Annotated in this window: 23 protein-coding genes and 2 pseudogenes; 10 read left to right on the top strand and 15 right to left on the bottom strand. The window is 53.4% G+C overall.

Annotated features, from left to right (window positions below):
- Positions 1 to 3: 3 nt before the first annotated feature.
- Both ACQ29O_RS14385 and ACQ29O_RS14380 read left to right on the top strand, forming a co-directional pair.
- Positions 4 to 324 carry a PTS sugar transporter subunit IIB gene (locus ACQ29O_RS14385; RefSeq protein WP_000655399.1) on the top strand — a complete coding sequence of 107 codons (321 nt, stop codon included), beginning with the start codon at positions 4 to 6 and terminating at the stop codon, positions 322 to 324.
- Between the two features lie 9 nt (positions 325 to 333).
- Positions 334 to 1,821 (top strand): sulfatase, encoded by a 1,488-nt coding sequence (locus tag ACQ29O_RS14380; protein WP_001747041.1) that lies wholly within the window; start codon positions 334 to 336, stop codon positions 1,819 to 1,821.
- A 218-nt stretch (positions 1,822 to 2,039) separates the two neighbouring features.
- Here ACQ29O_RS14380 and artJ read toward each other — a convergent pair whose 3' ends face one another.
- The 6 genes from artJ to ACQ29O_RS14350 form a co-directional block, all read right to left on the bottom strand.
- Positions 2,040 to 2,771 carry an arginine ABC transporter substrate-binding protein ArtJ gene (gene artJ, locus ACQ29O_RS14375; RefSeq protein WP_000737538.1) on the bottom strand — a complete coding sequence of 244 codons (732 nt, stop codon included), beginning with the start codon at positions 2,769 to 2,771 and terminating at the stop codon, positions 2,040 to 2,042.
- 236 nt (positions 2,772 to 3,007) lie between these two features.
- Complete coding sequence (gene artM, locus ACQ29O_RS14370) at positions 3,008 to 3,676, bottom strand: arginine ABC transporter permease ArtM (RefSeq protein WP_000895396.1); 669 nt, start codon at positions 3,674 to 3,676, stop codon at positions 3,008 to 3,010.
- On the bottom strand, positions 3,676 to 4,392 hold the full coding sequence (artQ, locus tag ACQ29O_RS14365) for an arginine ABC transporter permease ArtQ (protein ID WP_001001677.1): 717 nt from the start codon (positions 4,390 to 4,392) through the stop codon (positions 3,676 to 3,678). The genes artM and artQ overlap by 1 nt, the downstream gene beginning before the upstream one ends.
- A 6-nt stretch (positions 4,393 to 4,398) precedes the next feature.
- Positions 4,399 to 5,130: an arginine ABC transporter substrate-binding protein ArtI gene (artI, locus tag ACQ29O_RS14360; protein ID WP_000756586.1), complete on the bottom strand. Its 732-nt coding sequence runs from the start codon at positions 5,128 to 5,130 to the stop codon at positions 4,399 to 4,401.
- Positions 5,131 to 5,147: 17 nt separating this feature from the next.
- Positions 5,148 to 5,876, bottom strand: a complete 729-nt coding sequence (gene artP, locus ACQ29O_RS14355) for an arginine ABC transporter ATP-binding protein ArtP (RefSeq protein WP_000027186.1) — start codon at positions 5,874 to 5,876, stop codon at positions 5,148 to 5,150.
- Positions 5,877 to 6,105: 229 nt separating this feature from the next.
- Positions 6,106 to 6,621 carry a lipoprotein gene (locus tag ACQ29O_RS14350; RefSeq protein ID WP_001270724.1) on the bottom strand — a complete coding sequence of 172 codons (516 nt, stop codon included), beginning with the start codon at positions 6,619 to 6,621 and terminating at the stop codon, positions 6,106 to 6,108.
- A 127-nt stretch (positions 6,622 to 6,748) separates the two neighbouring features.
- Between ACQ29O_RS14350 and ACQ29O_RS14345 the strand changes: the two are divergent.
- Positions 6,749 to 7,073, top strand: a pseudogene (locus ACQ29O_RS14345) (heavy metal-binding domain-containing protein).
- A pseudogene (locus tag ACQ29O_RS14340) lies at positions 7,070 to 7,900 on the top strand (N-acetylmuramoyl-L-alanine amidase). The pseudogenes ACQ29O_RS14345 and ACQ29O_RS14340 overlap by 4 nt, the downstream one beginning before the upstream one ends.
- Here ACQ29O_RS14340 and ACQ29O_RS14335 read toward each other — a convergent pair.
- The 7 genes from ACQ29O_RS14335 to ACQ29O_RS14305 all read right to left on the bottom strand — a co-directional run bounded on the left by ACQ29O_RS14335 (position 7,897) and on the right by ACQ29O_RS14305 (position 17,041).
- Entirely contained in the window at positions 7,897 to 8,910 is a 1,014-nt protein-coding gene (locus ACQ29O_RS14335) for an NAD-dependent epimerase/dehydratase family protein (protein ID WP_000866905.1), read from the bottom strand. The pseudogene ACQ29O_RS14340 and the gene ACQ29O_RS14335 sit on opposite strands and share 4 nt — an antisense overlap.
- Positions 8,911 to 9,005: 95 nt before the next feature.
- Entirely contained in the window at positions 9,006 to 10,439 is a 1,434-nt protein-coding gene (locus tag ACQ29O_RS14330) for an SDR family oxidoreductase (RefSeq protein ID WP_000079010.1), read from the bottom strand.
- A 10-nt stretch (positions 10,440 to 10,449) separates the two neighbouring features.
- Positions 10,450 to 11,451, bottom strand: a complete 1,002-nt coding sequence (gene ltaE / locus ACQ29O_RS14325; RefSeq protein WP_000566348.1) for a low-specificity L-threonine aldolase — start codon at positions 11,449 to 11,451, stop codon at positions 10,450 to 10,452.
- A 38-nt stretch (positions 11,452 to 11,489) separates the two neighbouring features.
- Positions 11,490 to 13,208, bottom strand: coding sequence for a ubiquinone-dependent pyruvate dehydrogenase (gene poxB, locus ACQ29O_RS14320; protein WP_000815309.1), 1,719 nt, complete (start codon positions 13,206 to 13,208; stop codon positions 11,490 to 11,492).
- A gap of 157 nt (positions 13,209 to 13,365) precedes the next feature.
- Complete coding sequence (gene hcr / locus ACQ29O_RS14315) at positions 13,366 to 14,334, bottom strand: NADH oxidoreductase (RefSeq protein WP_001676981.1); 969 nt, start codon at positions 14,332 to 14,334, stop codon at positions 13,366 to 13,368.
- Between the two features lie 11 nt (positions 14,335 to 14,345).
- The gene (gene hcp, locus ACQ29O_RS14310; protein WP_000458795.1) at positions 14,346 to 15,998 is read right to left on the bottom strand and encodes a hydroxylamine reductase; all 1,653 of its coding nucleotides are present in this window, start codon (positions 15,996 to 15,998) and stop codon (positions 14,346 to 14,348) included.
- Between the two features lie 143 nt (positions 15,999 to 16,141).
- Positions 16,142 to 17,041, bottom strand: a complete 900-nt coding sequence (locus ACQ29O_RS14305; RefSeq protein ID WP_000491118.1) for a lysine exporter LysO family protein — start codon at positions 17,039 to 17,041, stop codon at positions 16,142 to 16,144.
- Positions 17,042 to 17,242: 201 nt separating this feature from the next.
- On the opposite strand from ACQ29O_RS14305, the gene ACQ29O_RS14300 reads away from it, so the two are divergent.
- The gene (locus tag ACQ29O_RS14300) at positions 17,243 to 18,901 is read left to right on the top strand and encodes an ATP-dependent endonuclease (RefSeq protein WP_000599774.1); all 1,659 of its coding nucleotides are present in this window, start codon (positions 17,243 to 17,245) and stop codon (positions 18,899 to 18,901) included.
- Here the strand turns inward: ACQ29O_RS14300 and ACQ29O_RS14295 are convergent.
- A complete protein-coding gene (locus ACQ29O_RS14295) occupies positions 18,898 to 19,848 on the bottom strand; it encodes a VirK/YbjX family protein (protein ID WP_001519893.1) in 951 nt (316 codons plus the stop codon). The two genes, ACQ29O_RS14300 and ACQ29O_RS14295, sit on opposite strands and share 4 nt — an antisense overlap.
- A gap of 145 nt (positions 19,849 to 19,993) precedes the next feature.
- Between ACQ29O_RS14295 and macA the strand changes: the two genes are divergently transcribed.
- Both macA and macB read left to right on the top strand, forming a co-directional pair.
- On the top strand, positions 19,994 to 21,112 hold the full coding sequence (macA, locus tag ACQ29O_RS14290; protein WP_001201751.1) for a macrolide transporter subunit MacA: 1,119 nt from the start codon (positions 19,994 to 19,996) through the stop codon (positions 21,110 to 21,112).
- Positions 21,109 to 23,055 (top strand): macrolide ABC transporter ATP-binding protein/permease MacB, encoded by a 1,947-nt coding sequence (gene macB, locus ACQ29O_RS14285; RefSeq protein WP_000125873.1) that lies wholly within the window; start codon positions 21,109 to 21,111, stop codon positions 23,053 to 23,055. The genes macA and macB overlap by 4 nt, the downstream gene beginning before the upstream one ends.
- Positions 23,056 to 23,184: 129 nt before the next feature.
- Here macB and cspD read toward each other — a convergent pair whose 3' ends face one another.
- Positions 23,185 to 23,406 carry a cold shock-like protein CspD gene (gene cspD, locus ACQ29O_RS14280; protein ID WP_000447499.1) on the bottom strand — a complete coding sequence of 74 codons (222 nt, stop codon included), beginning with the start codon at positions 23,404 to 23,406 and terminating at the stop codon, positions 23,185 to 23,187.
- 150 nt (positions 23,407 to 23,556) lie between these two features.
- Here cspD and ACQ29O_RS14275 point away from each other — a divergent pair, with 150 nt between their 5' ends.
- From ACQ29O_RS14275 to clpA, 3 genes are all read left to right on the top strand, one after another.
- Entirely contained in the window at positions 23,557 to 23,634 is a 78-nt protein-coding gene (locus ACQ29O_RS14275; protein WP_212742690.1) for a hypothetical protein, read from the top strand.
- Between the two features lie 95 nt (positions 23,635 to 23,729).
- Positions 23,730 to 24,050: an ATP-dependent Clp protease adapter ClpS gene (gene clpS, locus ACQ29O_RS14270; RefSeq protein WP_000520789.1), complete on the top strand. Its 321-nt coding sequence runs from the start codon at positions 23,730 to 23,732 to the stop codon at positions 24,048 to 24,050.
- 30 nt (positions 24,051 to 24,080) lie between these two features.
- Complete coding sequence (clpA, locus tag ACQ29O_RS14265) at positions 24,081 to 26,357, top strand: ATP-dependent Clp protease ATP-binding subunit ClpA (protein WP_000934060.1); 2,277 nt, start codon at positions 24,081 to 24,083, stop codon at positions 26,355 to 26,357.
- Positions 26,358 to 26,397: the final 40 nt, after the last annotated feature.

Here is a 26,397-nt window from a genome sequence, read left to right as displayed (position 1 = left end):
ATTATGAAAGATTCTGTAAATATTTTATTCGTATGCGGTTATGGTGTAGGCAGTAGCGTAATGTTACAGACTGTTGTTAAAAAAGCGTTAGCAAAATATGACTTCTCTTTTGATATGGAGCATACGGCAGCGGGAGAGGTCGGTGGATTTACCGACTGGGCAGATATTTATGCGATTTCGAAAAAATTGCTTGATGTCGTTAGCCTTGACCCTAAACACGGACAATATCTTATTCCCATTGAAAATATCATGGATGGCGAATCAATAGGTAAACAGATTTACGATGTGGTAGAGAAAAATTTTCCGCACCTGCTCAACAAATGAGGGTGAGTCATGAAAGCGATTATTCTGCTGTTTGACAGTCTGAATAAAAACTATTTGCCGCCCTATGGCGATTTGCTAACGAAAGTGCCTAACTTTCAACGCCTGGCGGCACATGCCGCCACCTTTGACAATAGTTATGTCGGCAGTATGCCCTGTATGCCAGCCCGTCGGGAACTGCACACCGGGCGCTATAATTTCCTGCATCGTGAGTGGGGGCCGCTGGAACCCTTTGATGATTCCATGCCGGAATTATTGAAAAAAGCGGGGATCTACACCCATCTTATCAGCGATCATCTGCATTACTGGGAAGACGGCGGCGGTAACTACCATAACCGCTATAGCTCCTGGGACGTAGTACGCGGTCAGGAGGGCGATCACTGGAAGGCAAGTGTTGGCGAGCCGCCCATTCCGGAAGTACTGCGCGTTCCACAAAAACAAACCGGAGGCGGCGTTTCCGGGCTATGGCGTCATGACTGGGCGAACCGCGAATACATCCAGCAGGAAGCCGATTTTCCCCAGACGAAAGTTTTTGACGCCGGGTGCGATTTTATCCATAAAAATCATGCCGAAGATAACTGGTTATTGCAGGTTGAGACGTTTGATCCGCATGAGCCGTTTTATACCACCGAGGAATATTTATCGCTCTATGACGATGAGTGGCAAGGCCCGCATTATGACTGGCCGCGCGGCAAAGTCAGTGAAAGCGAGGAGGCGATAGCGCATATTCGCTGTCGTTATCGGGCCTTGGTTTCCATGTGCGACCGCAATCTGGGACGTATCCTTGATCTGATGGATGAACACGATCTCTGGCGCGATACGATGCTGATTGTCGGTACCGATCACGGCTTCTTGCTGGGGGAGCACGGTTGGTGGGCTAAAAATCAGATGCCCTATTATAACGAGGTGGCGAATAACCCGCTGTTTATCTGGGACCCGCGCAGCGCGGTATGCGGAGCGCGACGGCAGTCGCTGGTGCAGATGATTGACTGGGCGCCAACGCTACTGGATTATTTTCAGCAACCTATTCCCGCAGATATGCAGGGCCAACCGCTGGCGAAAGTCATTGCCAGTGATGAACCCGTCAGGGAAGGCGCGCTGTTTGGCGTGTTTAGCGGACATGTTAATGTTACCGACGGACTCTATGTTTATATGCGGGCCGCGCAGCCGGGGCGTGAGCATGACATTGCGAACTACACGTTAATGCCGATCAAGATGAATGCGCGTTATGACGTGGATGAACTGGGAAAATTATCTCTGGCACCTCCGTTTAACTTTACTAAAGGGCTTCAGGTATTACGTATTCCGGCCAGGGAAAAATATAAAGGTGTGAATAGCTTTGGTCATCTCTTGTTTGATCTCAGAGACGATCCGCAGCAGCAACATCCTATTCATGATGAGGCCATCGAAGCAAGGATGATCAACTTACTTATCCGTTTGATGAAAGAAAATGATGCTCCGGCGGAGCAGTATCGCCGTCTGGGTCTGGATGTTGTCTAAAAACGTAACAATGTTGTAAGCCGGGTGCGCGTTAGCGTCACCCGGCAAGTATTAGTCCGAATCGCCTGTTGATGCAGGCGTTTGAGACTGATGACAAACTGTAGAATGCCCAATGGCGCTACGCTTATCAGGCTAGGATAGTTTCCGATGGCGACCCGTGGGCTGAATAAGGTATTTATACTGCCATTTCGCAATACAGTGGGGTAATAATATACGTCTTACTGCGGGAACCACTGATCGCTGATTTTCTGATAAGTGCCGTCCGCTTTAATGGCGGCCAGCGCATTATTCAGTTTTTCCAGCAACGCCTTATTGTCCGGGCGCACCGCGATGCCAAGTCCGGTACCGAAGTATTGCGGATCGGTCACTTTCTCTGTTGCCGGACCCAGTTGCGGATTCGTTTTCAGCCACTCATTGACCACTGCGGTATCGCCAAAGACACCGTCAATACGGCCATTTTTCAGGTCGATAATCGCATTCTGGTAGCTGTCGTAGGCCACGGTTTTGACCTCCGGATGTTTATCCTGGAGATATTTTTGATGCGTGGTGCCATTTTCCATACCGATACGCTTACCTTTTAGATCGGTAAAGGTCTTATAGGTGTCTTTTTTGGCAATCACCAGCGCAGAGTTCGCATAATAGGGATTGCTAAAGGCGACCTGCTTACTGCGCTCCGGGGTAATGTCCATTCCGGAAATGACGGCATCATATTTTCTGAATTTCAGCGCCGGGATAAGACTATCGAAAGCATGATTGGTAAAAGTACATTCTGCCTGCATTTGCTTGCATAATGCGGTTGCCAGATCGATATCGAAGCCCACAATTTTATTACTCGCATCCAGGGATTCAAACGGGGGGTAGGTGGCGGAAACCCCGAAATTGATTTTTTCAGCGGCGATGCTGCCAGTGGCGAAAGAGGCGAGTAATGCAGCCAGAACTAACTTTTTCATGATGTCACTCCCGTAATCTTATGATTATGCGCCGTGTCTGCGGCATAGATTTACAATGCCATCAATTGAATTTGTATGCAATAAAAATGATTAAATATTTTGAAATGGATAAAAAAAGACGGACAAGTTAACCACTTGTCCGTCGGGTTTATTCAATATTATGCATCGTAGGCTTGATAAGCGCAGCGCCATCTGACCATTGTCGAACGGCGGCGAGAATGCCTTATCCTGCCTGGTTAATTGCGCCGCTCAAACGCCAGGGCTTTACGCTCAATCAAACGCATCATCAGCGTCAATAGACCGTTGACGACCAGGTAAATTACGCCTGCCGCGCCAAATACCACCACATCGTAGGTACGACCATAGAGCAACTGACTGTACCCCATGACTTCCATCAAGGTGATGGTATAGGCCAGCGAGGTACTTTTGAAGACCAGTACCACCTCATTAGAATAGGAGGAGAGGGCGCGTTTAAACGCATAGGGCAACAAAATCGCCAGCGTATCTTTCTTACTCATCCCCAGCGCGCCGCAGGACTGCCACTGACCTTCCGGAATCGCGCGAATCGCGCCATAAAATAGCTGCGTGGTATAAGCGGCGCTGTTTAGCGACAACGCGATCAGTGCGCACAGCCACGGTTCAGACAGTAGATGCCAGAGTAGCGGATACTCTTGCAGTGTCGGGAATTGACCGGGTCCGTAGTAGATCAGGAAAATTTGCACCAACAACGGCGTACCGGTAAACAACGTGATATAGCCGCGCACCAGCCACACCACGAACGGCGTTTTTAGCGTCAGGATGATGGTAAAAACTAACGCCAGCACCAAAGCGACGGCAATAGAAGCCACGGTCAGCGTCAGGCTGGTGTGTAGCCCTTTTAGCAGTTCAGGTAAGTACTCAAGCATTAGTCTGGCCTCCGCTCAAAACGTGTTGCGCGCAGGTCTATGCGTTTGAGAATGTACTGACTGATCAGCGTAATGACCAGGTAAATAGCCGCCGCAATAATGTACCAGTTAAACGGTTCCTGGGTGCGTGTGGCAATACTTTTGGTCTGCAACATCAGATCGTTAACGCTGATAAGGCTGACCAGAGCCGTATCTTTTAGCAACACCAGCCACTGATTACCCAGCCCTGGCAGGGCGTGACGCCACATCTGCGGCATCACCAGACGGAAAAAAATCGCCGTCTTTGATAATCCCAGTGCCTGACCCGACTCCCACTGACCAGACGGAACGGCTTTCAGCGCGCCACGTAGCGTCTGCGACGCATAGGCCGCATACAGCAGGGACAACGCAATCACGCCGCACAGGAACGGACTGACGTCAAAGTTCTCAATCTCCATTTGCACCGGGATCTGCGTAAAGCCGAGATGGAGGGTAAACCCGTCAGACAGCGTAAGCAGGAGTTGCGAGGAGCCGAAATAGATAAACAGCACCACCAGAATTTCCGGCAGGCCGCGCAAAATAGTGACCAGCGCGGAGCCTATCCAGGCAATCGGGCGCCATTTTACGGACTCCCAGACGGCAAAGAACATGGCTAACGCGAGGCCAATGATCAGCGCGCAGACGGCAAGGCCGACGGTCATCCCGGCGGCGCTTGCTAAAGGAAAAAATTCGTTCATCAAAGATTACTTCTGGAACCATTTGTTATAGATGGTCTCGTAAGTCCCATCTTTCTTCACTTTTTCCAGCGCAGTATTGAATTTCTGCTGCAGCTCGGTGTTGCCCTGACGTACCGCGATACCCAGGCCGGTGCCGAAATAATCTTTATCGGTGACTTTATCGCCGACCGGCGCCAGCTTAGGATTGGCTTTCAGCCATTCGGTCACGACCGCCGTGTCGCCGAAAACAGCGTCGATACGGCCATTTTGTAGATCCAGCTTCGCGTTCTGATAGCTGTCATACGGTACGGTGGTGATTTCCGGATGCTTATCCATGATGAATTTCTGGTGCGTCGTACCGTTCTGTACGCCGACTTTCTTGCCTTTCAGTTGATCAACGCTGGTGTATTTGCCCTGCTGACCCACGAACAGCGCGGAGTTGTCGTAATATGGCGTGGTAAACAGCACCTGCTTTTCACGTTCCGGCGTGATATCCATTCCCGCCATTACAGCGTCGAAGCGGCGGAATTTCAGGCTGGGGATCAGGCTGTCGAACGCCTGATTGGTAAAGGTACAGGAGGCGTCGATCTCTTTACATAGCGCGTTGGCCAGGTCGACGTCAAAGCCGACAATCTTGTTATTAGCATCCATCGATTCGAACGGCGGATAGGACGCTTCGGTCGCAAAACGAATGGTCTGGGCTGCTGTAGCGGAAAGGCTAAAGCCTGCAATTAGCGCGGCAATCAGAACTTTTTTCATTGTCATTGTCCCGAATCTTAGTGAGAGAGATAGTTTTTGAACGCTTCGGTCTGAGGGTGGGCAAAGCAACCCGCATCACCGTGCTCGACGATGTGACCATTTTCCATATAAATCACACGACTGGCGGTCTTACGCGCCACTTCGACTTCATGCGTAACGATCACCTGAGTAATGTTCGTTTCCGCCAGCTCATGAATAATGCTGACGATTTGAGCGGTAATTTCCGGGTCCAGCGCGGCGGTCGGTTCATCAAACAGCAGCACCTGCGGCTCCATCATCAGCGCGCGGGCAATCGCGACGCGCTGCTGCTGACCGCCGGAAAGGTGCAACGGATAACGATCGCTATATGGCTTCAGACGTAAACGCTCCAGCAGCTTTTCTGCGCGCGCCAGCGCCTGATCTTTTGTCAGACCCAGTACGCGGCAGGGCGCTTCAATCAGATTCTGCACAACGGTGAGATGCGGCCAAAGATTATATTGCTGAAAGACCATTCCGACATTTTGACGTAGCTCACGAATCGCCTTATCGGACGGCGTTTTCGTAAAGTCAAAATGGTTCCCGGCGATAGTCAAAGTGCCGGAGCGCGGCATCTCAAGCAGATTGAGTACACGCAGCAGCGAACTTTTACCCGCCCCGCTTGGGCCAAGCAACACCAGCGTTTCGCCTTCGGGGCAATCCAGCGTGATATCGAACAGCGCCTGATGCGCGCCGTAAAAGCAATTAATGCCGTTTAATTGAATACTCATTGACACTCGTATACAGGCAGTCTGATAGCTATTGAAGCCGCAGATAGTACCTTTCGCAGAATAGTTATGCAATATTTATGCGTTAAAAGTTAAATATATCCCACATTCTTCCCTAAACATAGCACAAAATAGCAGGAGGAATAGTAGGTAAGAAGAATTGTCGGCATCCCGGGCAGAATGCCAGACAATTTACGGGGTTATGGGTGCAAAAGCGGGGGAATACTGTCTGTTAACGGTTTTCTATTGACTGGCGCAGCGTACCGGCAGGGGCATGGACATCTCCGCCCAGATAGCGAACGTCGTCAATCACCCAGCATGAGCCTTCGTGAATCATAAGCACTTCATCCTGCCAGCTTTGATCGCCCTGTTTTAACGCCACCCGCAGAGGAATGTTGCGCGCATCTCGGTTCGGAATGGTTGATGCGCTGGCGACGTTGGCGCTATCCGGCAGCGTAGCGCGGCTGGAGAACAGATCGCCGCTCATCAACTGGCGGTGCTCCGTATCGCGGCTGGCGTCGGTCAACAATTTCGCCAGGTTATCACTCAAGTAGGGGCGAAGCGCGGCGATATCATTGCTGTGGTGTTGAATACGGTAGTCGTAAAATTGTTGAGCCACGCTGTCCGGGCCGCCTTCCACACACGCGCCGATACGCGGGCCATTATCTTTGTAGGCGGGAGTGACGGTCGTACAGGCGCTAAGCAGAAGCGCGCACGGGATGAGCAAAGAGAGTTTAGAATAGCGCATGATGATTTCCTTATAGGCGATCGAGCAAAAACCGATCTACGATAATCAATTATATCCTTTCAATGATAGCGTATCAGCTTGATAATGCGTTTGAGATCGTGTGCTTAGCTAACCCGGGAGATTCACTATGCAGTTTTCAACAACCCCAACGCTGGAAGGACAAAGCATCGTGGAGTATTGCGGTGTGGTAACGGGCGAAGCCATTTTAGGCGCCAATATTTTCCGCGATTTTTTCGCCGGCATTCGGGATATCGTCGGCGGACGTTCCGGCGCGTATGAGAAAGAGCTGCGTAAAGCGCGTGAAATCGGCTTTTCAGGAACTTGGCGAGCAGGCTAAAGCGTTGGGTGCCGATGCGGTGGTAGGCATCGATATTGATTACGAAACTGTCGGCAAGGATGGCAGTATGCTAATGGTCAGCGTCAGCGGAACGGCGGTGAAAACGCGCCGATGAAAGCGCTACTGTGGCTGGTGGGTCTCGCGTTGCTGTTAACAGGCTGCGCGAGCGAAAAAGGAATTATCGATAAAGAGGGATATCAGCTTGATACCCGACATCGGGCGCAGGCGGCCTATCCGCGCATTAAAGTCCTGGTGATTCACTATACGGCGGAAAACTTTGACGTTTCGCTGGCGACGTTAACGGGCCGCAACGTCAGTTCGCATTACCTGATTCCCGCAACCCCGCCATTATATGGCGGTAAACCGCGCATCTGGCAACTGGTGCCGGAACAGGATCAGGCCTGGCATGCGGGCGTCAGTTTCTGGCGAGGCGCCACGCGTCTCAATGATACGTCTATTGGCATTGAGCTGGAAAATCGCGGCTGGCGAATGTCCGGCGGGGTGAAATCTTTCGCGCCGTTTGAATCCGCGCAAATTCAGGCATTGATTCCGTTAGCGAAGGACATTATCGCGCGCTATGACATCAAACCGCAGAATGTGGTGGCCCATGCGGATATCGCGCCGCAGCGTAAAGACGATCCCGGCCCGCGCTTCCCGTGGCGCGAGCTGGCGGCGCAGGGGATTGGCGCCTGGCCTGACGCCCAGCATGTGGCGTTTTATCTGGCTGGACGCGCGCCGTATACGCCAGTCGATACCGCAACGGTGCTTGCGTTACTCTCGCGCTATGGCTATGAAGTCAAAGCCGATATGACGGCGCGCGGGCAGTAGCGGGTGATTATGGCGTTCCAGATGCACTTCCGTCCGGCGCAATGGAACGGTATCGCAGATGCCGAAACGCAGGCGATTGCCGAAGCATTACTGGAGAAGTACGGCCAGGATTAACGCGGTAAATTTCCGTGATCGCGCAGCCAAGCGGCGGTGCGCTCAATGCCTTCGTCCAGCGTGATGATGGGCTGGTAGCCCAGCTCTTCCTGCGCGCGAGTCGTATCGAGCGTAAAATCAAAATTCAGTTTTGACACGCCGTAATGCGTTAGCGGGGGCTCTTTGGCGGATTTTTTGCCGAAGCGCTCCATACTGCGGGCGATCATATCCAGCATCGGGTAAGGCACAGAGCGAATGCGGCAATCGATAGTCAATTCATCAATTAACTTTTGTACGATGCTGCGTAAGGTACGGTTTTCGCCGTTAGTGATGTTATAAGCGCGGCCAGAAGGCAGATGATCGCAGCCCGGCTGGCTGGCCAGCCACATGGCGTGGATCGCATTTTCATAGTAGGTCATATCGACCAGCGCGCTGCCCCCGTGCGGTAATAAGACGCTACCGTAATGGTGCATCATATGCGCCAGACGTGGGATAAATACTTTATCGTGCGGGCCAAACAGGCTTTGTGGACGCAATACCGTAAAACGTGTTTGCGGATTGGCCTGCGCCAACAGATTAATCACCTCTTCGCCGGCGGCTTTACTGCGGGCGAACTCATTGGCAAACCGATGCGGGCGGAAATCTTCTTTGATATCACGGTGATGGTGGTAATCAAAATAGAGCGAGGGAGAGGAGATATGAATAAAATTGCGCACGCCCCAGGCGACCGCCCATTCTCCCAGACGGCGGGTGGCGCGAACATTCGCCAGATCGAAAGCCTGTTGGGTTCCCCAGGGCGAGGTAAAGCTGGAGCAGTGCCACAACGTGTCGATCCCGGCAAGCATCACTTTAGCCTGCGAGGAGACCAGTTCGGTTAAATCCGCATGGACGAATTCCGCGCCCATTTTTTCAAGCAGCTTGCCCATCGCTTCATTGCGACCCGTCGCTCTGACGCTGATGCCTTTATTGCGCAAAAATTCAACCGCGTTTCGACCTAAGCCGCTGGTGGCGCCGGTAACCAGTACCTTCATATCAATCCACTGTGTTTAATAAACCGTCGTGCGCATTCTTCCGTGAATTACATCGGTATGCAATGGGAAACACGAAAGAATACAGCAACTTTTTCTCATTTTTCTGTGATTTGTTCTGCAAATCGGGCAATACGCCTTGCCATTCCCCGGAAAATAAACAGGTGCGCCGGGATCATCAGTAGCCAGTAAATCAGGCCCGGCATTCCGTGGGGATGCCACCAGGCGCGCACGTCAATTTCGCGGTAGCGACCTTTATCGTGCAGCGTGAAGCTAAGCCGCCCCAGACCCGGCGCTTTCATGCCAAACAAGAGCGTGAGCTGTTTTTCTGGTTCGACAATGATCACTTTCCAGCTATCTACCGTATCGCCAGGCTTGAGCAAGGTATGCGACGGGCGGCCTTTCGCCAGTTTATGCCCCACCAGACGGTCCATCGCGGCGCGCGTCTGCCACAAAATATTGCCGAAAAAATAGCCCTCTTTGCCACCCAGCCGATTTACGACCTGCCATAGCGCCGATAGGCTGGCCGGGGTCTGCGCGGTAAAGCCCGCCTGCTTTGGAAAATAGCCGTATTCGGGACGCCAGCGGGCGAAGGCCAGCGCGTCGTAGCCCCAGTCGCTGGAGTTCACCAGTTTTTCTTCTTCTTTTAGCGTGCGGCGAACGGCGTCATCAAAGGTGATAAGCGTTTGGGGGATCAACTTTTTTAACGCGGCGTCATCGGCCAGCAAATCGTGCCTTAACCCCTGGATTAAGGCTTTTGCGGTAGTCGGCGGCACGGAGGTAATGACGTTTAAAAACCAGACCGAAATCCAGCGGGTCGGAAAAGGCACCGGGATCAGCGGACGCCGTTTACCGCTGACGGCCATAAAACGTTCAAACTGCTGCTGATAGCTTAATACCTGCGGCCCGGCGGCTTCCAGAATACGATGCTCGTGCGCAGGGTGGTCCAGCAAGCCGACCAGGTAGTAGAGTAAATTTTCCAGAGCGATGGGCGTGGTGCGCGAACGCACCCAGCGCGGCGGCGTGAGTATTGGCAGGTTGTAAACCATGTCACGCATGACTTCGAAGGCGGCGGAGCCTGCGCCGACGATGATCCCGGCGCGTAATTCCGTCACCGGCACGCCTGCGTCGCGCAGCGTGTCAGCCGTAAGCTGGCGGGCGCGCAGGTGATCGGATTGCTCATGCTCTGGCGCCTGCAATGAACTGAGGAAAATAAGTTGTTTAACCGGCGTCTGGCGCAGCGCGTCTCGCACGTTGAGCGCCGCCTGACGCTCATGGGCGATAAAATCGCCGCCTTCGCCCATGCCGTGTACCAGATAGTAAACGGTATCAATGTCGCGAAGCAGCGCGGGTAAATTTTCCGGCCAGTGCAGATCGACCTTATGACAACTGACGTTGGCGAGGCGCTGTTTTTCCAGACGTTCGACGCGCCGCGCCGCCGCCCGCACCTGATGTCCTTGCTGACTTAGCGCAAAGACCAGGTGCTGGCCGATATAGCCGCTGGCGCCGAGAACCAGAATGCGTTGCGCCACGTTGCTCTCCTTAGCGGGCTAAAAAGGCGCGCCAGTGGGCGACGACGTCGGCAAGCTGTTCGCGAGAAACATCCAGATGCGTCACCAGACGCACACTCGGCGCGGCGTTAATCAGGATATTCCGTTCCCGCAAATAGTCGCCAAGCGCGGCGGCCTGTGCTTCGCCAACGCGAACAAACAGCATATTCGTTTCGTGGCGCATGACCTCCGCGCCCGCTTCGCGAAGCTGCTGCGCCAGCCAGGCGGCGTTATCATGGTCCTCTTGCAGACGCGCCACGTTATGCTTCAGCGCATACAGTCCGGCCGCTGCCAGAATCCCGGCCTGACGCATTCCGCCGCCGACCATTTTACGCCAGCGCGTCGCGCGTTTAATGTAATCGCGGTTGCCGACCAGCAGCGAACCGACCGGCGTTCCGAGACCTTTTGACAGGCAGATGGTAAAAGAGTCGCAATACTGCGTAATCTCTTTTAACTCACAACCGTAGGCAACCACCGCGTTAAAAATTCGGGCGCCGTCAACGTGCAGCGCCAGTCCACGTTCGCGGGTAAATGTCCAGGCGTCTTTCAGATACGCGCGCGGCAGCACTTTCCCGTTATGCGTATTTTCCAGACTGAGCAAGCGCGTGCGCGCGAAGTGGATGTCATCCGCTTTAATCTTCGCCGCCACGTTCTCCAGCGGCAGCGTACCGTCCGCGGCGGCGTCGATGGGCTGCGGCTGAATGCTGCCGAGCACCGCCGCGCCGCCAGCTTCATAAAGATAATTATGCGCGCCCTGACCGACGATATACTCTTCGCCGCGTTCACAATGGCTAAGCAGCGCGACCAGATTGGCCTGGGTGCCGGTGGGTAAAAAAAGCGCCGCTTCTTTACCGGAAAGGTCGGCGGCGTAGCGCTGAAGGGCGTTAACAGTAGGGTCATCGCCGTATACGTCGTCCCCGACCGGGGCGGTCATCATCGCCTCGAGCATGGCGCGGCCCGGTCGGGTAACGGTATCACTGCGTAAATCAATCATGGCACATCCCTGGATTTTAAAAGGTGATGTGCACTGTTTTACCTTAGCCAGTTCGTTTTCGCCAGTTCGATCACTTCATCGCCGCGGCCGCTAATAATGGCGCGCAGCATGTACAGGCTAAATCCTTTAGCTTGTTCCAGTTTGATCTGCGGCGGGATCGCCAGTTCTTCTTTTGCCACGACCACGTCAACCAGTACCGGGCCGTCAATGGAAAACGCGCGCTGTAGCGCTCCGTCCACGTCTGCGGCTTTTTCCACGCGAATACCGGTAATGCCGCAGGCTTCGGCGATACGCGCGAAATTGGTGTCGTGCAGTTCGGTACCGTCGGTAAGGTAGCCGCCAGCTTTCATTTCCATCGCCACAAAGCCCAGCACGCTGTTATTAAAGACGACGATTTTTATCGGCAGCTTCATCTGTACCACCGAGAGAAAATCGCCCATCAGCATACTGAAGCCGCCATCACCGCACATCGCGATAACCTGACGACCCGGCGCGGTAGCCTGAGCGCCGAGCGCCTGCGGCATAGCGTTGGCCATTGACCCGTGGTTAAACGAGCCCAGCAGGCGGCGCTTGCCGTTCATTTTTAGATAGCGGGCCGCCCAGACGGTCGGCGTGCCGACATCGCAGGTAAAAATAGCGTCGTCAGCGGCGAAATGACTAATTTGTTGCGCCAGATATTGTGGGTGGATGGCTTTATCGCTGAGTTTGGCTAAGTCATCAAGCCCTTTACGGGCGTCCCGATAGTGCTCCAGAGCTTTATCGAGGAATTTACGATTGCTTTTTTCTTCCACCAGCGGCAGCAGGGCGCGAAGCGTGGCTTTAATATCGCCCACCAGCGCCATGTCGACTTTGCTGTGCGCGCCAATACTGCCCGGGTTGATGTCAATCTGAATGATTTTGGCATCGCTCGGATAAAAGGCGCGGTAGGGGAACTGGGTGCCGAGCAGGATCAGCGTATCGGCGTTCATCATGGTGTGGAAGCCAGAAGAGAAGCCAATCAGGCCGGTCATTCCCACATCATAAGGGTTATCGTACTCAACGTGCTCTTTGCCGCGCAGGGCATGAACGATTGGCGCTTTTAGTTTTGCCGCCAACGCGACCAACTCCTCATGCGCGCCCGCGCAGCCGCTACCGCACATTAATGCGATATTGCTGGAGTAGCGCAGCAGTTGCGCCAGTTTTTTCAGCTCTTCCTCCGCCGGCGTAACGACGGGGTGCGGGGCATGGTACCAATGGGTGACGGCGTTTTCAGGCGCGGGTTTCAGCGCCACGTCACCCGGAAGTACGACCACGGAGACGCCGCGATTTAGCACCGCTTTGCGCATGGCGATGGCGAGTACCTGCGGGATCTGCTCCGGGCTGGAAACCAACTCGCAATAGTGGCTGCATTCACGGAACAACTCCTGCGGGTGGGTCTCCTGGAAATAACCGCTGCCGATTTCACTGGACGGAATATGGGCGGCGATCGCCAGAACAGGGACGTGGTTACGGTGGCAATCAAACAGGCCATTGATCAGGTGCAGGTTGCCCGGTCCGCATGAACCGGCGCACACTGCCAGCTCGCCGGTAAGCTGCGCTTGTGCGCCGGCAGCGAAAGCGGCGACCTCTTCGTGGCGGGTTGGCATCCATTCAATGGTTCCCATACGATTAAGACTATCGCTCAGGCCGTTCAGGGAGTCGCCAGTGACGCCCCAGATTTGTTTTACGCCAGCCTGTTCCAGCGTTTTGGCAATAAAAGCGGCAACGGTTTGTTTCATGGTTCTCCATCTCCTTAAATGTGATAACGGTTACAAGTTTAGTTGAAGATGACGATGACGTTTTTCTTTGGCGAAGAGAGGGGCGAAAGGATGAAGCGAGCGGCAAATCGCCCGGTAGCGCTGACGCTTACCGGGCCTATGATGGAACGTTTACCGATTATGCGAGAACAAGATCGCTCTGCGGATGGCAGGAGCAGGCCAGTACGTAACCTTCGGCAATCTCCGCCTCGCTCAGCGTCATGGTGCTGCTCACCGTATAGTCGCCGGAAACGACTTTGGTTTTACAGCAGCCGCAAACACCTGCCCGACAGGCAGCGGCAACCGGTACTTTATTACTCTCCAGCGCCTCCAGCAGCGTCGTACCGATCGGGGCATAAAATTCCTGCGCTGGCTGTAGTTTGGTGAATTTCAGGCCGCTGGTTGCCGTTTCCGCCACCGGCGTGAAGAACTTCTCTTTAAAGAAGCGCGTTACGCCAAGCGCTTTCACTCCCTGTTCGACGAAATCCATATAGGGCGCCGGGCCGCAGGTCATGATGGTGCGCGATGCCAAATCCGGTACGCGCTGTAATAATTCCGTGGTCAGACGGCCCGCGACAAAACCTTCCGTGGCATGATTTTCCGCCACTAGCGTGACCGGATACTGTCGCCACTCGTCGGCAAAAATCACATCATCCGGCGAACGGACGTTAAAGATGACCTGCACATCGGCCTGTGGGCGGTATTTTGCCAGCCAGCGACGCATCGACATGATTGGCGTTACGCCACAACCGGCGGCGAGCAGCAGAAACTTATCTTCTGTTTTATCGTCACAGGTAAAATCGCCCATTGCATCAGACAGCCAGATGTAATCGCCGCGCTTGATGTCATGGGTCAACCACTGTGAACCCGTGCCATCGTCAATCCGACGAACGGTCAGCGTGATATATTCACTGACGCCCGGCGTAGACGAAAGGGTGTAGGCGCGCAGCGTTTCCGCTGAATTACGCACGCTCACCAGCGCATACTGCCCGGCGCGGTAAGGGTAGTAATCATGGCATAATAGCGCAATTGTCCATACATCCGGCGTCTCCTGACGGATGTGATGCACCTGCATTCGCCAGGGACACTGTGAGGTTGGCATCGTCATCATTGACCTCCTTACGCGCTCAGCAATTGCTTCATGTCTTCTTCAACGGTGGTCACGGAACGCAGACCGAACTTCTCGTTGAGCACAGCCAGCAGATCCGGCGTGAAGAAGCCCGGCGCGGTCGGCCCGGTGACAATATTTTTCACGCCTAATGACAGCAGCGTCAGCAGAATCACGATCGCTTTCTGCTCAAACCAGGAGAGCACCAGCGATAGCGGCAGATCGTTGACGCCGCAGCCCAGTTTTTCCGCCAGCGTAACGGCGAGGATGATGGCAGAGTAAGCATCGTTACACTGACCGGCATCGACCAGACGCGGCAGACCTTCGATATCGCCAAACTCCAGTTTGTTGAAACGGTATTTACCACACGCCAGAGTCAGGATCAGGCAGTCATCCGGCACGCTGGTGGCGAAATCGGTAAAGTAGTTACGCTCGCCGCGCGCGCCGTCACAGCCGCCGACCAGGAAGATGTGGCGCAGTTTTTCACGACTGACCAGATCGATGAGCGTATCGGCAGCGCCGAGCAGGGTCTGACGGCCAAAACCGACGGTGATGAGATGCGGAATTTCGCTATACGGGAAGCCCGCCATTTGCTGCGCCTGGGCAATGACCGGCCCGAAGTCATCGCCTTCAAGATGGCTAACGCCCGGCCAGCCGACGATGCTACGGGTCCAGATACGGTCGTCATAGCTGCCCACGGTCGGGTCGATAATGCAGTTAGAGGTCATCACGATTGGGCCAGGGAAGCGGGCGAATTCGACCTGCTGATTCTGCCAGCCGCTGCCGTAGTTACCGACCAGATGCTTGAATTTACGCAGTTCCGGATAGCCATGTGCGGGCAGCATTTCACCGTGAGTATAGACGTTAACGCCGGTGCCTTCGGTCTGTTCCAGCAGGTTGTAGAGATCTTTCAGATCGTGACCGGAGATCAGAATGCACTTGCCTTCAGTCGCTTTGACGTTGACCTGAGTCGGCGTTGGGTGACCGTATTTGGTGGTTTCACCGGCGTCCAGAATGCTCATCACTTTGAAGTTCATCTGGCCGATTTCCATTGCGCACTCCAGCAGCGCGTTCATGTCAGCAGGCCAGGTGCCCAGCCAGGCCATGATTTTGTGGTACTGCGCGTAAATGTCGTTGTCGTATTGACCGAGAACGTGCGCGTGTTCCATATACGCCGCCGCGCCTTTCAGACCGTACAGGCACAGCAGACGCAGGCCGAGGATGTTCTCGCCAATGGCGGCTTTGTCTTTATTCGGGGTAAATTCCGCCGCCTGACGTTGCAGTTCGCCCAGATCGTCGCTGACCAGTTGCAGATCGGCCATCGGATTGTCGCAATGCGCATTAGCATCCACGCTCAGGCACTGCGCTTTCAACGCTTCACGCAAGGCAATCGCTTCACGGGCGTAGCCGACGATACGCGGAGAGTCGAAGTTAACGTTGGTCAGCGTGGAGAAAAACGAGCGCGGCGCAAAGTTATCAACGTCGTGATTAATGATGCCATATTCACGGGCCTTCACCGCCCAGGCAGACAAACCTTGCAAAGCCGCAATCAGCAGATCCTGCAGATCGGACGTTTCAGCTGTTTTACCGCACATTCCCTGCGCGTAGGAGCAGCCGTTTCCGGCTGGTGTACGGATGGTTTGTTCACATTGCACACAAAACATGGTCACACCTTTTAAAGTTATATTTAATATACATGTTTAAGGTTATGCCTGTGGACAAAGGGATAAAAGGGATTTCTGCCATAATGTGCAAGGAGATTGATTTAGCGCAATTTTGGCGGCAGATGCCTACCACCAAAGAGGTATCAGGCCGAGAAGAACGCCATTAAGAGGGGGACCAGCAGGCTGAGGATAAAGCCATGTACGATAGCCGCCGGAACAATCTCTACGCCGCCGGAGCGCTGTAATACCGGCAACGTAAAGTCCATTGAAGTCGCTCCGCACAGGCCCAACGCCGTTGAACGGCTGCGGCGAACCAGACCGGGAATAAGCATAATGGCTAAGAGCTCGCGGGCCAGATCGTTAAAAAATGCCGCGCTGCCGATAACCGGTCCAAACGACTCCGTCAGCAAAATACCGGAAAGAGAGTACCAGCCGAAACCTGACGCCATCGCCAGGGCGGTTTTTAGCGGTAAGTCCAGGATAAACGCATTAATCACGCCGCCCAGTAATGAGCTTGCCACGACAACGACCGCGACCATCATTCCCCGGCGGTTAAGCACAATTTGCTTTAAGGTCATGCCGCTATTTCGTAGCTGAATCCCCACCAGGAACAATAAAAAGATCAGCGTATATTCACTGGCTTCGGTGGCGTGCTGTAAAACAGAGAGTCCGCTCAGGCCGATAACAAACCCCAATACCACTACGCCGCACAGTTGCAGCGACTCCAGCGCCATGGCAATACGCGAAGGCAGTTTTTCCTGCTGATGATGGTGACGCCACGGGAGGATACGTTCCAGCCACAATAAGGCGGCGATATTACACAATAAAATAATCGTAATACTGACGGCGGAATAATGAAAAATCGCCACCAGATTACTGGCGAGGTTATCCAAAAACGCCAGGCTTATTCCCATAAAAAAGAGAATAAGATACACGATCCAGCTCAGTAGCCGGTTAATGAGTTGTAATGCGGCTTTATGTCGCAGTGGAATGAGATAGCCTACAATCAGTGGAACCAGAATGATTAAAAGTCCTGAAAACATGAACAGCCGGGCCCTTTTTTATTGTTTGAATAGCGTACATGACACTACCGAATTCCAGACTATCAGTAAAGCGACACCGTCAGCCGTACATTTATCAGACATTTGCCCCAGGCAAAGGGGGGGAATATCACGCCTGGCGGACGCATTTGCCGTTATACTGCGGTGAATTTTATGGAGTGATGACGTTTTTCTGGAGGAAGCATGATTCTCGAACGCGTTGAAATAGTAGGATTTCGCGGTATCAACCGACTGTCGTTGATGCTGGAGCAAAACAACGTGCTGATTGGGGAAAACGCCTGGGGAAAATCCAGCCTGCTGGATGCGCTGACTCTGTTATTGTCGCCGGAACTCGATCTCTACCATTTTGTCCGTGAGGATTTCTGGTTTCCGCCTGGCGACATAAAAGGACGCGAGCATCACCTGCATATTATTCTGACTTTTCGCGAAACGCAGCCAGGGCGGCATCGGGTACGTCGTTATAGAGCGCTGGAAGTATGCTGGTCGCTTTGCGAGGATGATTTTCACCGTATTTTTTATCGGCTAGAGGGCGAATGCGGCGCCGATGGCAGCGTGATGACGCTGCGCAGTTTTCTCAATAGCGATGGGCAGCCATTACTGGTGGAAAATATTAACGATCAGGTGCGCCACCTGGTTCGTCTGATGCCAGTGCTACGTTTGCGCGATGCGCGCTTTATGCGACGTATTCGCAACGGTACGGTGCCCAATGTGCCGGATGTTGAAGTCACGGCCCGACAGCTGGATTTTCTGGCGCGTGAGCTGGCGACCCGGCCGCAAAATTTAACCGACGGGCAGATTCGTCAGGGACTGTCCGCGATGGTGCAACTGCTTGAACACTATTTCTCAGAGCAGGGCGCAGGACAGGCGCGTCACCGACTCATGCGCCGGCGTTCGCAAAATGAGCAGCGTAGCTGGCGCTATCTGGATATTATTAATCGGATGATCGACAAACCGGGCAGCCGGTCGCATCGGGTGATCCTGCTGGGGCTTTTCTCCACGCTGTTACAGGCGAAAGGGACGCTGCGGTTACATAAAGACGCTCGACCATTACTGCTGGTGGAAGATCCGGAAACCCGTTTACATCCCATTATGCTTTCAGTCGCCTGGCAATTGCTCAATCTGTTACCGCTACAGCGGATAGCGACAACCAACTCAGGCGAACTGCTCTCGCTAACGCCGGTGGAGCATGTCGTACGGCTGGTGCGCGAATCTTCCCGCGTCGCCGCCTGGCGTCTGGGCCCGGGCGGGTTAAGCGCGGAAGATGGACGGCGTATCGCCTTTCATATCCGCTTTAATCGCGCGTCGTCGCTGTTTGCGCGTTGCTGGCTACTGGTGGAAGGCGAGACGGAAACCTGGGTTATTAATGAGCTGGCGCGTCAGTGTGGACATCATTTTGATGCGGAGGGCATTAAAGTCATTGAGTTTGCTCAGTCCGGCCTGAAACCGCTGGTGAAGTTCGCTCGCCGTATGGGAATCGAGTGGCATGTCCTGGTGGATGGCGACGAAGCGGGGAAAAAATATGCCGCGACGGTCCGCAGTCTGCTTAATAACGATCGGGAAGAAGAACGCGAACATCTCACGGCGCTGCCTGCGCTGGATATGGAACATTTTATGTATCGTCAGGGCTTTGCCGATGTTTTTCACCGGGTTGCGCAACTTCCGCCTAATGTGCCGATGAATACCCGGAAAATTATCACTAAAGCTATCCACCGCTCGTCAAAGCCGGATTTGGCGATTGAAGTCGCGATGGAAGCCGGGCGGCGGGGAATTGACGCCGTGCCGCCGCTGTTCAGAAAGATGTTCTCGCGCGTGGTTTGGCTGGCGCGGGGCCGGGCGGATTAACGTTTGAATGTGACCGGAACCTGTTCGACGACGCTATCGAGTAACGCATAGCGGCGGCGATACTCGGCCCGTTTCTTACTGGCGATCTCCGATTCGCTTTTTCGGGCGATCGCCAGCGGTAGCGCATAGTAATTTCCTTTAATTCTTTCACCGCCTAACGATTCCCAAAACGCGTCATAGTCGGCATGCATTTGCGTCTTTTTATCCATGTATCGCCAGCTACGGTAAACGTGCGCATCGTTACTCACGGCTATAATCTGCTCCGCCTGAAAGACTTGCGCAAACTGACAGAGAGCCTCCATCACGATGCGTTTGGGAAAAAGACCATGGCAGGCTTTGGTCGCCTGCTGGATAATTTCGTGAGGGACGTCGTTTGCCGCGCCCTGTAATCCGCCGATAAATAGTGTACGTTGTTGGTTAAAGCGACACAGGGTAAATGTGATCTCTGCCAGAATACGTAACTGTGCGTCGCGAACAACAATAGTGCTTTCACCTTCTTTATCCAGTGAGACCAGACTGACTAAATCAAGTTGAAACAACTCGCCGGTTTTAGTTTCAAATTTAGCAAGATTCAGGCCATACTGACTTAAATAGCTAACTTGTTGTTCCCGCGATAAAAGTTGGCGCATCTGTTGATAATGAAAACACAGCGCATCTAAGGCGAAATCGCGTTTAATATTTACAGCCATATAAGGACGATGTAGCCGAATAGGCAAACGCGGCTGACGAGCAAGTAACGTATTTAACTCCGGCCATTGGGTGAGATTGGTCAGTAATTGGCTGGTCGCACGCGGCATGACTAATGAGCGGATTAAAAACTTGCGACGAAAGCTGGCTTTACGCCAGAATTTTCCTGGCTGTAATTGCCCGCGCGTCAGACGAATAAATAATTGTAAAGGAGAGATGTAATCTGAAGTGTACCAGGTATTATCTGTAAGCTGTGTCATGATCGTAATCCGCGACATAAGATTGTCGAGATTGAACCACAGGAAACATTAATAAATCGTCAACACAGCCGGCGCTATCTTTATTGTGTCAGGTTTTTTTAGATACGGTTTACTTTCTGGTTAAAATTTTGCCGTCAGGGTTTCTATGCGTGCTAAGGGAAAGAAATTTAAAAAGCGTTATCTGGTCATTATTTTAATTCTTTTAGTGGGGGGGATGGCTGGCTGGCGAATGATAAATGCCCCGCTGCCAACTTATCAGACATTAATCGTGCGGCCAGGCGATCTTGAACAGAGTGTACTGGCGACTGGAAAACTGGACGCGTTGCGTAAAGTGGATGTCGGCGCGCAGGTGAGCGGCCAGTTGAAAACGCTGCTGGTCTCCATTGGCGATAACGTTAAAAAAGATCAGCTACTCGGCGTGATTGACCCAGATCAGGCGGAGAACCAGATAAAAGAGGTCGAGGCCACCTTGATGGAGCTGAACGCGGAGCGTCAGCAGGCAGCCGCTGAGTTAAAGCTGGCGCGGGTTACGCTGGCGCGCCAGCAGCAGTTAGCTAAGACTCAGGCGGTATCGCAACAGGATCTGGATACCGCGGCGACGGAGATGGCGGTTAAACAGGCGCGTATTGGCACCATAGATGCCCAGATCAAACGTAATCGGGCCTCGTTGGACACCGCGAAAACCAACCTGGAATATACCCGTATTGTCGCCCCCATGGCGGGGGAAGTGACGCAAATCACTACCCTGCAAGGACAAACGGTGATTGCAGCTCAGCAGGCGCCCAATATTCTGACGCTGGCGGATATGAGCACCATGCTGGTAAAAGCGCAGGTCTCGGAAGCGGACGTGATCCATCTTCGGGCGGGGCAGAAAGCATGGTTCACCATTGCAGGCGATCCGCAAACGCGCTATGAAGGCGTTTTAAAAGATATTCTGCCGACGCCGGAAAAGATCAACGACGCTATTTTTTATTACGCCCGGTTTGAAGTGCCGAATCCCAAAAGAATCTTGCGTCTTGATATGACCGCACAGGTTTATATTCAACTCATGGATGTCAAAAATGTGCTGATTATTCCTCTCGCCGCGCTTGGCGAACCGGTGGGCGGCAATCGTTATAAAGTGGCGCTGTTGCGTAACGGCGAAAAACGTGAGCGCGAAGTGGTCATTGGCGAGCGTAACGATACAGACGTGGAAGTGGTTAAAGGTCTGGAAGCGGGCGATGAGGTGATCATCGGCGAAAGCAGGCCAGGAGCGACGCCATGACGGCATTGCTTGAACTGTGCAATGTGAGTCGTAGCTACCCCTCCGGAGAAGAGCAGGTGGCGGTGTTGAAAGATATCTCCCTGCAAATCCACGCCGGGGAGATGGTGGCGATCGTCGGCGTTTCCGGTTCTGGAAAATCAACGCTGATGAATATCCTCGGGTGCCTGGATAAACCGACCAGCGGCACTTATCGGGTGGCGGGGCGGGACGTCTCGACGCTGGACCCGGACGCGCTGGCGCAGCTGCGGCGTGAGCATTTTGGCTTTATCTTTCAGCGCTACCATCTGTTGTCGCATTTAACGGCAGCGCAAAATGTTGAAATCCCCGCCGTCTACGCCGGCATTGAACGCAAAAAACGCCAGGCGCGCGCCAGAGAGTTGCTTTTGCGGCTGGGATTAAGCGATCGCGTCGATTACCCACCTTCACAGCTTTCTGGCGGACAGCAGCAGCGTGTCAGTATTGCCCGCGCTCTGATGAACGGTGGACAGGTGATTCTGGCAGATGAGCCGACCGGCGCGCTGGATAGCCATTCCGGCGAAGAGGTGATGGCGATTTTGCGCCAACTGCGCGATCGCGGACATACGGTGATCATTGTGACGCACGATCCGCTGATTGCCGCCCAGGCGGAGCGGATTATTGAAATTCACGATGGCAAGATTGTCCATAATCCGCCCGCGGAGGAAAAGAAACGCGAACAGGGCGTTGACGCTGCCGTAGTTAATACGGCTCCCGGCTGGCGGCAATTTGCCAGCAGCTTTCGCGAAGCGCTGTCAATGGCGTGGTTAGCGATGGCCGCTAACAAAATGCGTACTTTACTGACCATGCTGGGAATTATTATCGGTATTGCGTCGGTGGTGTCGATTGTGGTGGTCGGCGACGCCGCAAAACAGATGGTACTGGCGGATATCCGCGCTATGGGCACTAACACGATTGATATTCATCCAGGCAAAGATTTTGGCGACGACAATCCGCAGTATCGACAGGCGCTGAAATATGACGATCTGGTCGCTATTCAGAAACAGCCGTGGGTTAACTCTGCGACGCCCAGCGTTTCAAAGAGCTTACGTCTTCGCTATGGCAATATTGATATTGCCGTAAATGCTAATGGCGTCAGTGGCGATTATTTTAACGTTTACGGCATGTCCTTTAGGGAGGGGAACACCTTCAATGCTGTACAGCAACAGGATCGCGCGCAGGTGGTGGTGCTGGATGCCAACACGCGACGACAGCTATTTCCAAATAAAGCGAATGTCGTAGGGGAAGTGGTGCTGGTGGGTAATATGCCGGTTATTGTTATTGGCGTGGCGGAAGAGAAACCGTCCATGTACGGCAATAGCAATCTGTTGCAAGTTTGGTTGCCCTATAGCACGATGTCAGATCGCATAATGGGTCAGTCATGGCTTAACTCGATCACCGTTCGTGTGAAAGATGGCGTTGATAGCGATCAGGCTGAACAGCAGCTTACCCGCCTGCTCACCTTACGCCACGGTAAAAAAGACTTCTTCACCTGGAATATGGACAGCGTTCTGAAAACGGCTGAAAAAACCACCTATACTCTTCAGTTATTTCTGACGCTGGTGGCCGTCATTTCGCTGGTTGTCGGCGGCATTGGCGTTATGAATATTATGCTGGTTTCCGTCACCGAGCGAACGCGTGAAATCGGCATCCGTATGGCGGTAGGCGCGCGCGCCAGCGATGTGCTACAGCAGTTTCTTATTGAAGCGGTGCTGGTTTGCCTGGTTGGGGGAGCGCTGGGGATTAGCTTGTCGATGTTCATCGCATTTATGCTACAGCTTTTCCTGCCCGGCTGGGAGATCGGTTTTTCACTGACTGCGCTGGCGAGCGCGTTTTTATGTTCGACGTTTACCGGGATACTGTTTGGCTGGCTACCGGCGAGAAACGCGGCGCGACTGGACCCGGTGGATGCGCTGGCAAGGGAGTAATCTCGCTGACGTCATTTGTCGGCCTGATAAGATGCAACAGTGTCGCTATCAGGCACTGGCGTTAAATAAAAATGCCAGCCGATCGGGCTGGCATTTTGCCTCCTGGATGTACACAATGAGACAGAGGAGCTATGCAACGGCCTCTGCTTCGATGGGCACGATGACGCTGGCGTGATTGCCTTTTGGCCCCTGGTGGACATCAAACCGGACAGACTGTCCGGCTTTAAGCGTTCTGTAACCATCCATTTGAATGGTGGAATAATGGGCGAAAATATCCTCGCCGCCGCCTTCAGGGCAGATGAAACCAAACCCTTTGGCATTGTTGAACCACTTTACAGTACCCGTTTCCATGCTTCGACATCCTTCGTAAATCTTATATAAGTAAGATGGAATGAACCGGTGACGGAGTGGGGGCTGTTCAAAACCTAACCAACTCTCGACATTACAATTTAGAGAAATCAGGCGAGGCGTCAAGCATCAGGCAGGGGGGATCGGGTAAAAATGAATCAAAAATTTGAAGCAGTTAACGCTATTGCCGGGAATGTGACAGATGTCGCGGATGGTACTGATAGATGTTAGTTATCTATCAATTGAGGTAGATTGATTGTGTGCATAGACTCTGGTCAGCGGCAGATTTTCCTGCCGACAACCGTAACCGATAATGACGACTGACAATGGGTAAGACGAACGATTGGCTGGATTTTGACCAGTTGGTGGAAGATAGCGTGCGCGACGCGCTAAAACCGCCATCTATGTATAAAGTGATATTAGTCAATGATGATTACACTCCGATGGAGTTTGTTATTGACGTGTTACAAAAATTCTTTTCTTATGATGTAGAACGTGCAACGCAATTGATGCTTGCAGTTCACTATCAAGGCAAAGCCATCTGCGGCGTGTTCACCGCCGAGGTGGCGGAAACCAAAGTGGCGATGGTGAACAAGTATGCAAGGGAGAACGAGCATCCGTTGCTGTGTACGCTGGAAAAAGCCTGAATGCAGGTATAAAAATTGGGGGAGGTGCCTATGCTCAATCAAGAACTGGAACTCAGTTTAAACATGGCTTTCGCCAGAGCGCGCGAGCACCGTCATGAGTTTATGACCGTCGAGCATCTGTTGCTGGCGCTGCTCAGCAACCCATCGGCTCGCGAAGCGCTGGAAGCATGCTCCGTGGATCTGGTGGCGCTCCGTCAGGAACTCGAAGCCTTCATTGAACAAACCACACCCGTACTGCCTGCCAGTGAAGAAGAGCGTGATACGCAGCCGACGTTAAGTTTCCAGCGTGTCCTGCAGCGTGCCGTCTTCCATGTTCAGTCTTCCGGGCGTAGTGAAGTGACTGGCGCGAATGTGCTGGTGGCTATCTTTAGCGAACAGGAATCACAGGCGGCTTATCTGCTGCGCAAGCATGAAGTGAGCCGTCTGGATATCGTGAACTTTATTTCTCACGGGACGCGAAAAGACGAACCGAGCCAATCTTCCGATCTCGGCAATCAGCCAACTGGCGACGAACAAGCTGGCGGGGAGGAACGTATGGAAAACTTCACGACGAATCTTAACCAACTTGCTCGCGTGGGCGGCATCGATCCGCTGATTGGTCGTGAAAAAGAACTTGAACGCGCGATCCAGGTCTTGTGTCGTCGCCGTAAAAATAACCCGTTGCTGGTAGGGGAATCCGGCGTCGGCAAAACGGCGATTGCCGAAGGGCTGGCCTGGCGTATCGTGCAGGGCGATGTGCCGGAAGTGATGGCCGATTGCACCATTTACTCTCTGGATATCGGTTCGCTGCTGGCGGGCACCAAATACCGCGGTGATTTTGAAAAACGGTTTAAGGCGTTGCTGAAACAGCTTGAGCAGGATACCAACAGCATCCTGTTTATCGATGAAATCCATACCATTATCGGCGCTGGCGCGGCGTCGGGCGGACAGGTGGATGCGGCAAATCTGATTAAACCGCTGCTTTCCAGCGGCAAGATCCAGGTGATCGGCTCAACGATCTATCAGGAATTCAGCAATATTTTTGAGAAAGACCGTGCATTAGCGCGCCGTTTCCAGAAAATTGATATTACCGAGCCTTCGGTGGAAGAGACGGTGCAAATTATCAACGGCTTGAAACCTAAGTACGAAGCGCACCACGACGTGCGTTATACCGCGAAAGCGGTGCGTGCGGCGGTCGAGTTGGCGGTAAAATATATCAATGACCGCCATCTGCCGGATAAAGCCATTGACGTGATTGACGAAGCGGGCGCTCGGGCGCGTCTGATGCCGGTGAGCAAACGTAAGAAAACGGTCAACGTGGCGGATATTGAGTCCGTAGTGGCGCGAATTGCGCGAATTCCTGAAAAGAGCGTCTCGCAGAGCGATCGCGATACGCTGAAGAACCTGGGCGATCGTCTGAAAATGCTGGTCTTCGGCCAGGATAACGCGATTGAGGCGCTGACCGAAGCTATTAAGATGAGTCGTGCCGGTCTGGGCCATGAGCATAAACCTGTCGGCTCATTCTTGTTCGCCGGGCCAACTGGCGTAGGGAAAACTGAAGTTACGGTACAGCTTTCAAAAGCGCTGGGTATTGAGCTGTTGCGCTTCGATATGTCCGAATATATGGAGCGTCATACGGTGAGCCGTTTGATCGGCGCGCCTCCGGGATACGTCGGTTTCGACCAGGGCGGGCTGCTGACGGATGCGGTGATTAAGCATCCTCATGCGGTGCTGTTGCTGGATGAGATCGAAAAAGCGCACCCGGATGTCTTTAACCTGCTGCTGCAGGTGATGGATAACGGTACGCTGACCGATAGCAATGGCCGTAAGGCGGATTTCCGCAACGTGGTGCTGGTGATGACCACCAACGCCGGCGTGCGAGAAACCGAACGTAAATCTATTGGTCTTATTCATCAGGACAACAGTACCGATGCGATGGGCGAGATCAAGAAAGTGTTTACGCCGGAGTTCCGTAACCGTCTCGACAACATTATTTGGTTCGATCATCTGTCTGGCGAGGTGATTCATCAGGTTGTCGATAAGTTTATCGTCGAGTTGCAGGCTCAGTTGGATCAGAAAGGCGTCTCTCTGGAAGTCAGTCAGGAAGCGCGCGACTGGCTGGCGGAAAAGGGCTATGACCGGGCGATGGGCGCACGACCGATGGCGCGTGTGATTCAGGATAACCTGAAAAAACCGCTGGCCAATGAGTTGCTGTTTGGATCGCTGGTTGATGGCGGACAGGTCACCGTCGCGCTGGATAAAGAGAAAAATGCGTTGACGTATGGCTTCCAGAGTGCGCAAAAGCACAAGCCGGAAGCCGCGCATTAATCTTCGTTTCACTGCCGTACAAACCGGGCCTTAGCGCCCG

This window comes from Salmonella sp. GDC200615 (assembly GCF_050574145.1).
Classification (GTDB): domain Bacteria; phylum Pseudomonadota; class Gammaproteobacteria; order Enterobacterales; family Enterobacteriaceae; genus Salmonella; species Salmonella enterica.
This window is presented reverse-complemented; position numbering and strand designations above follow the sequence as displayed.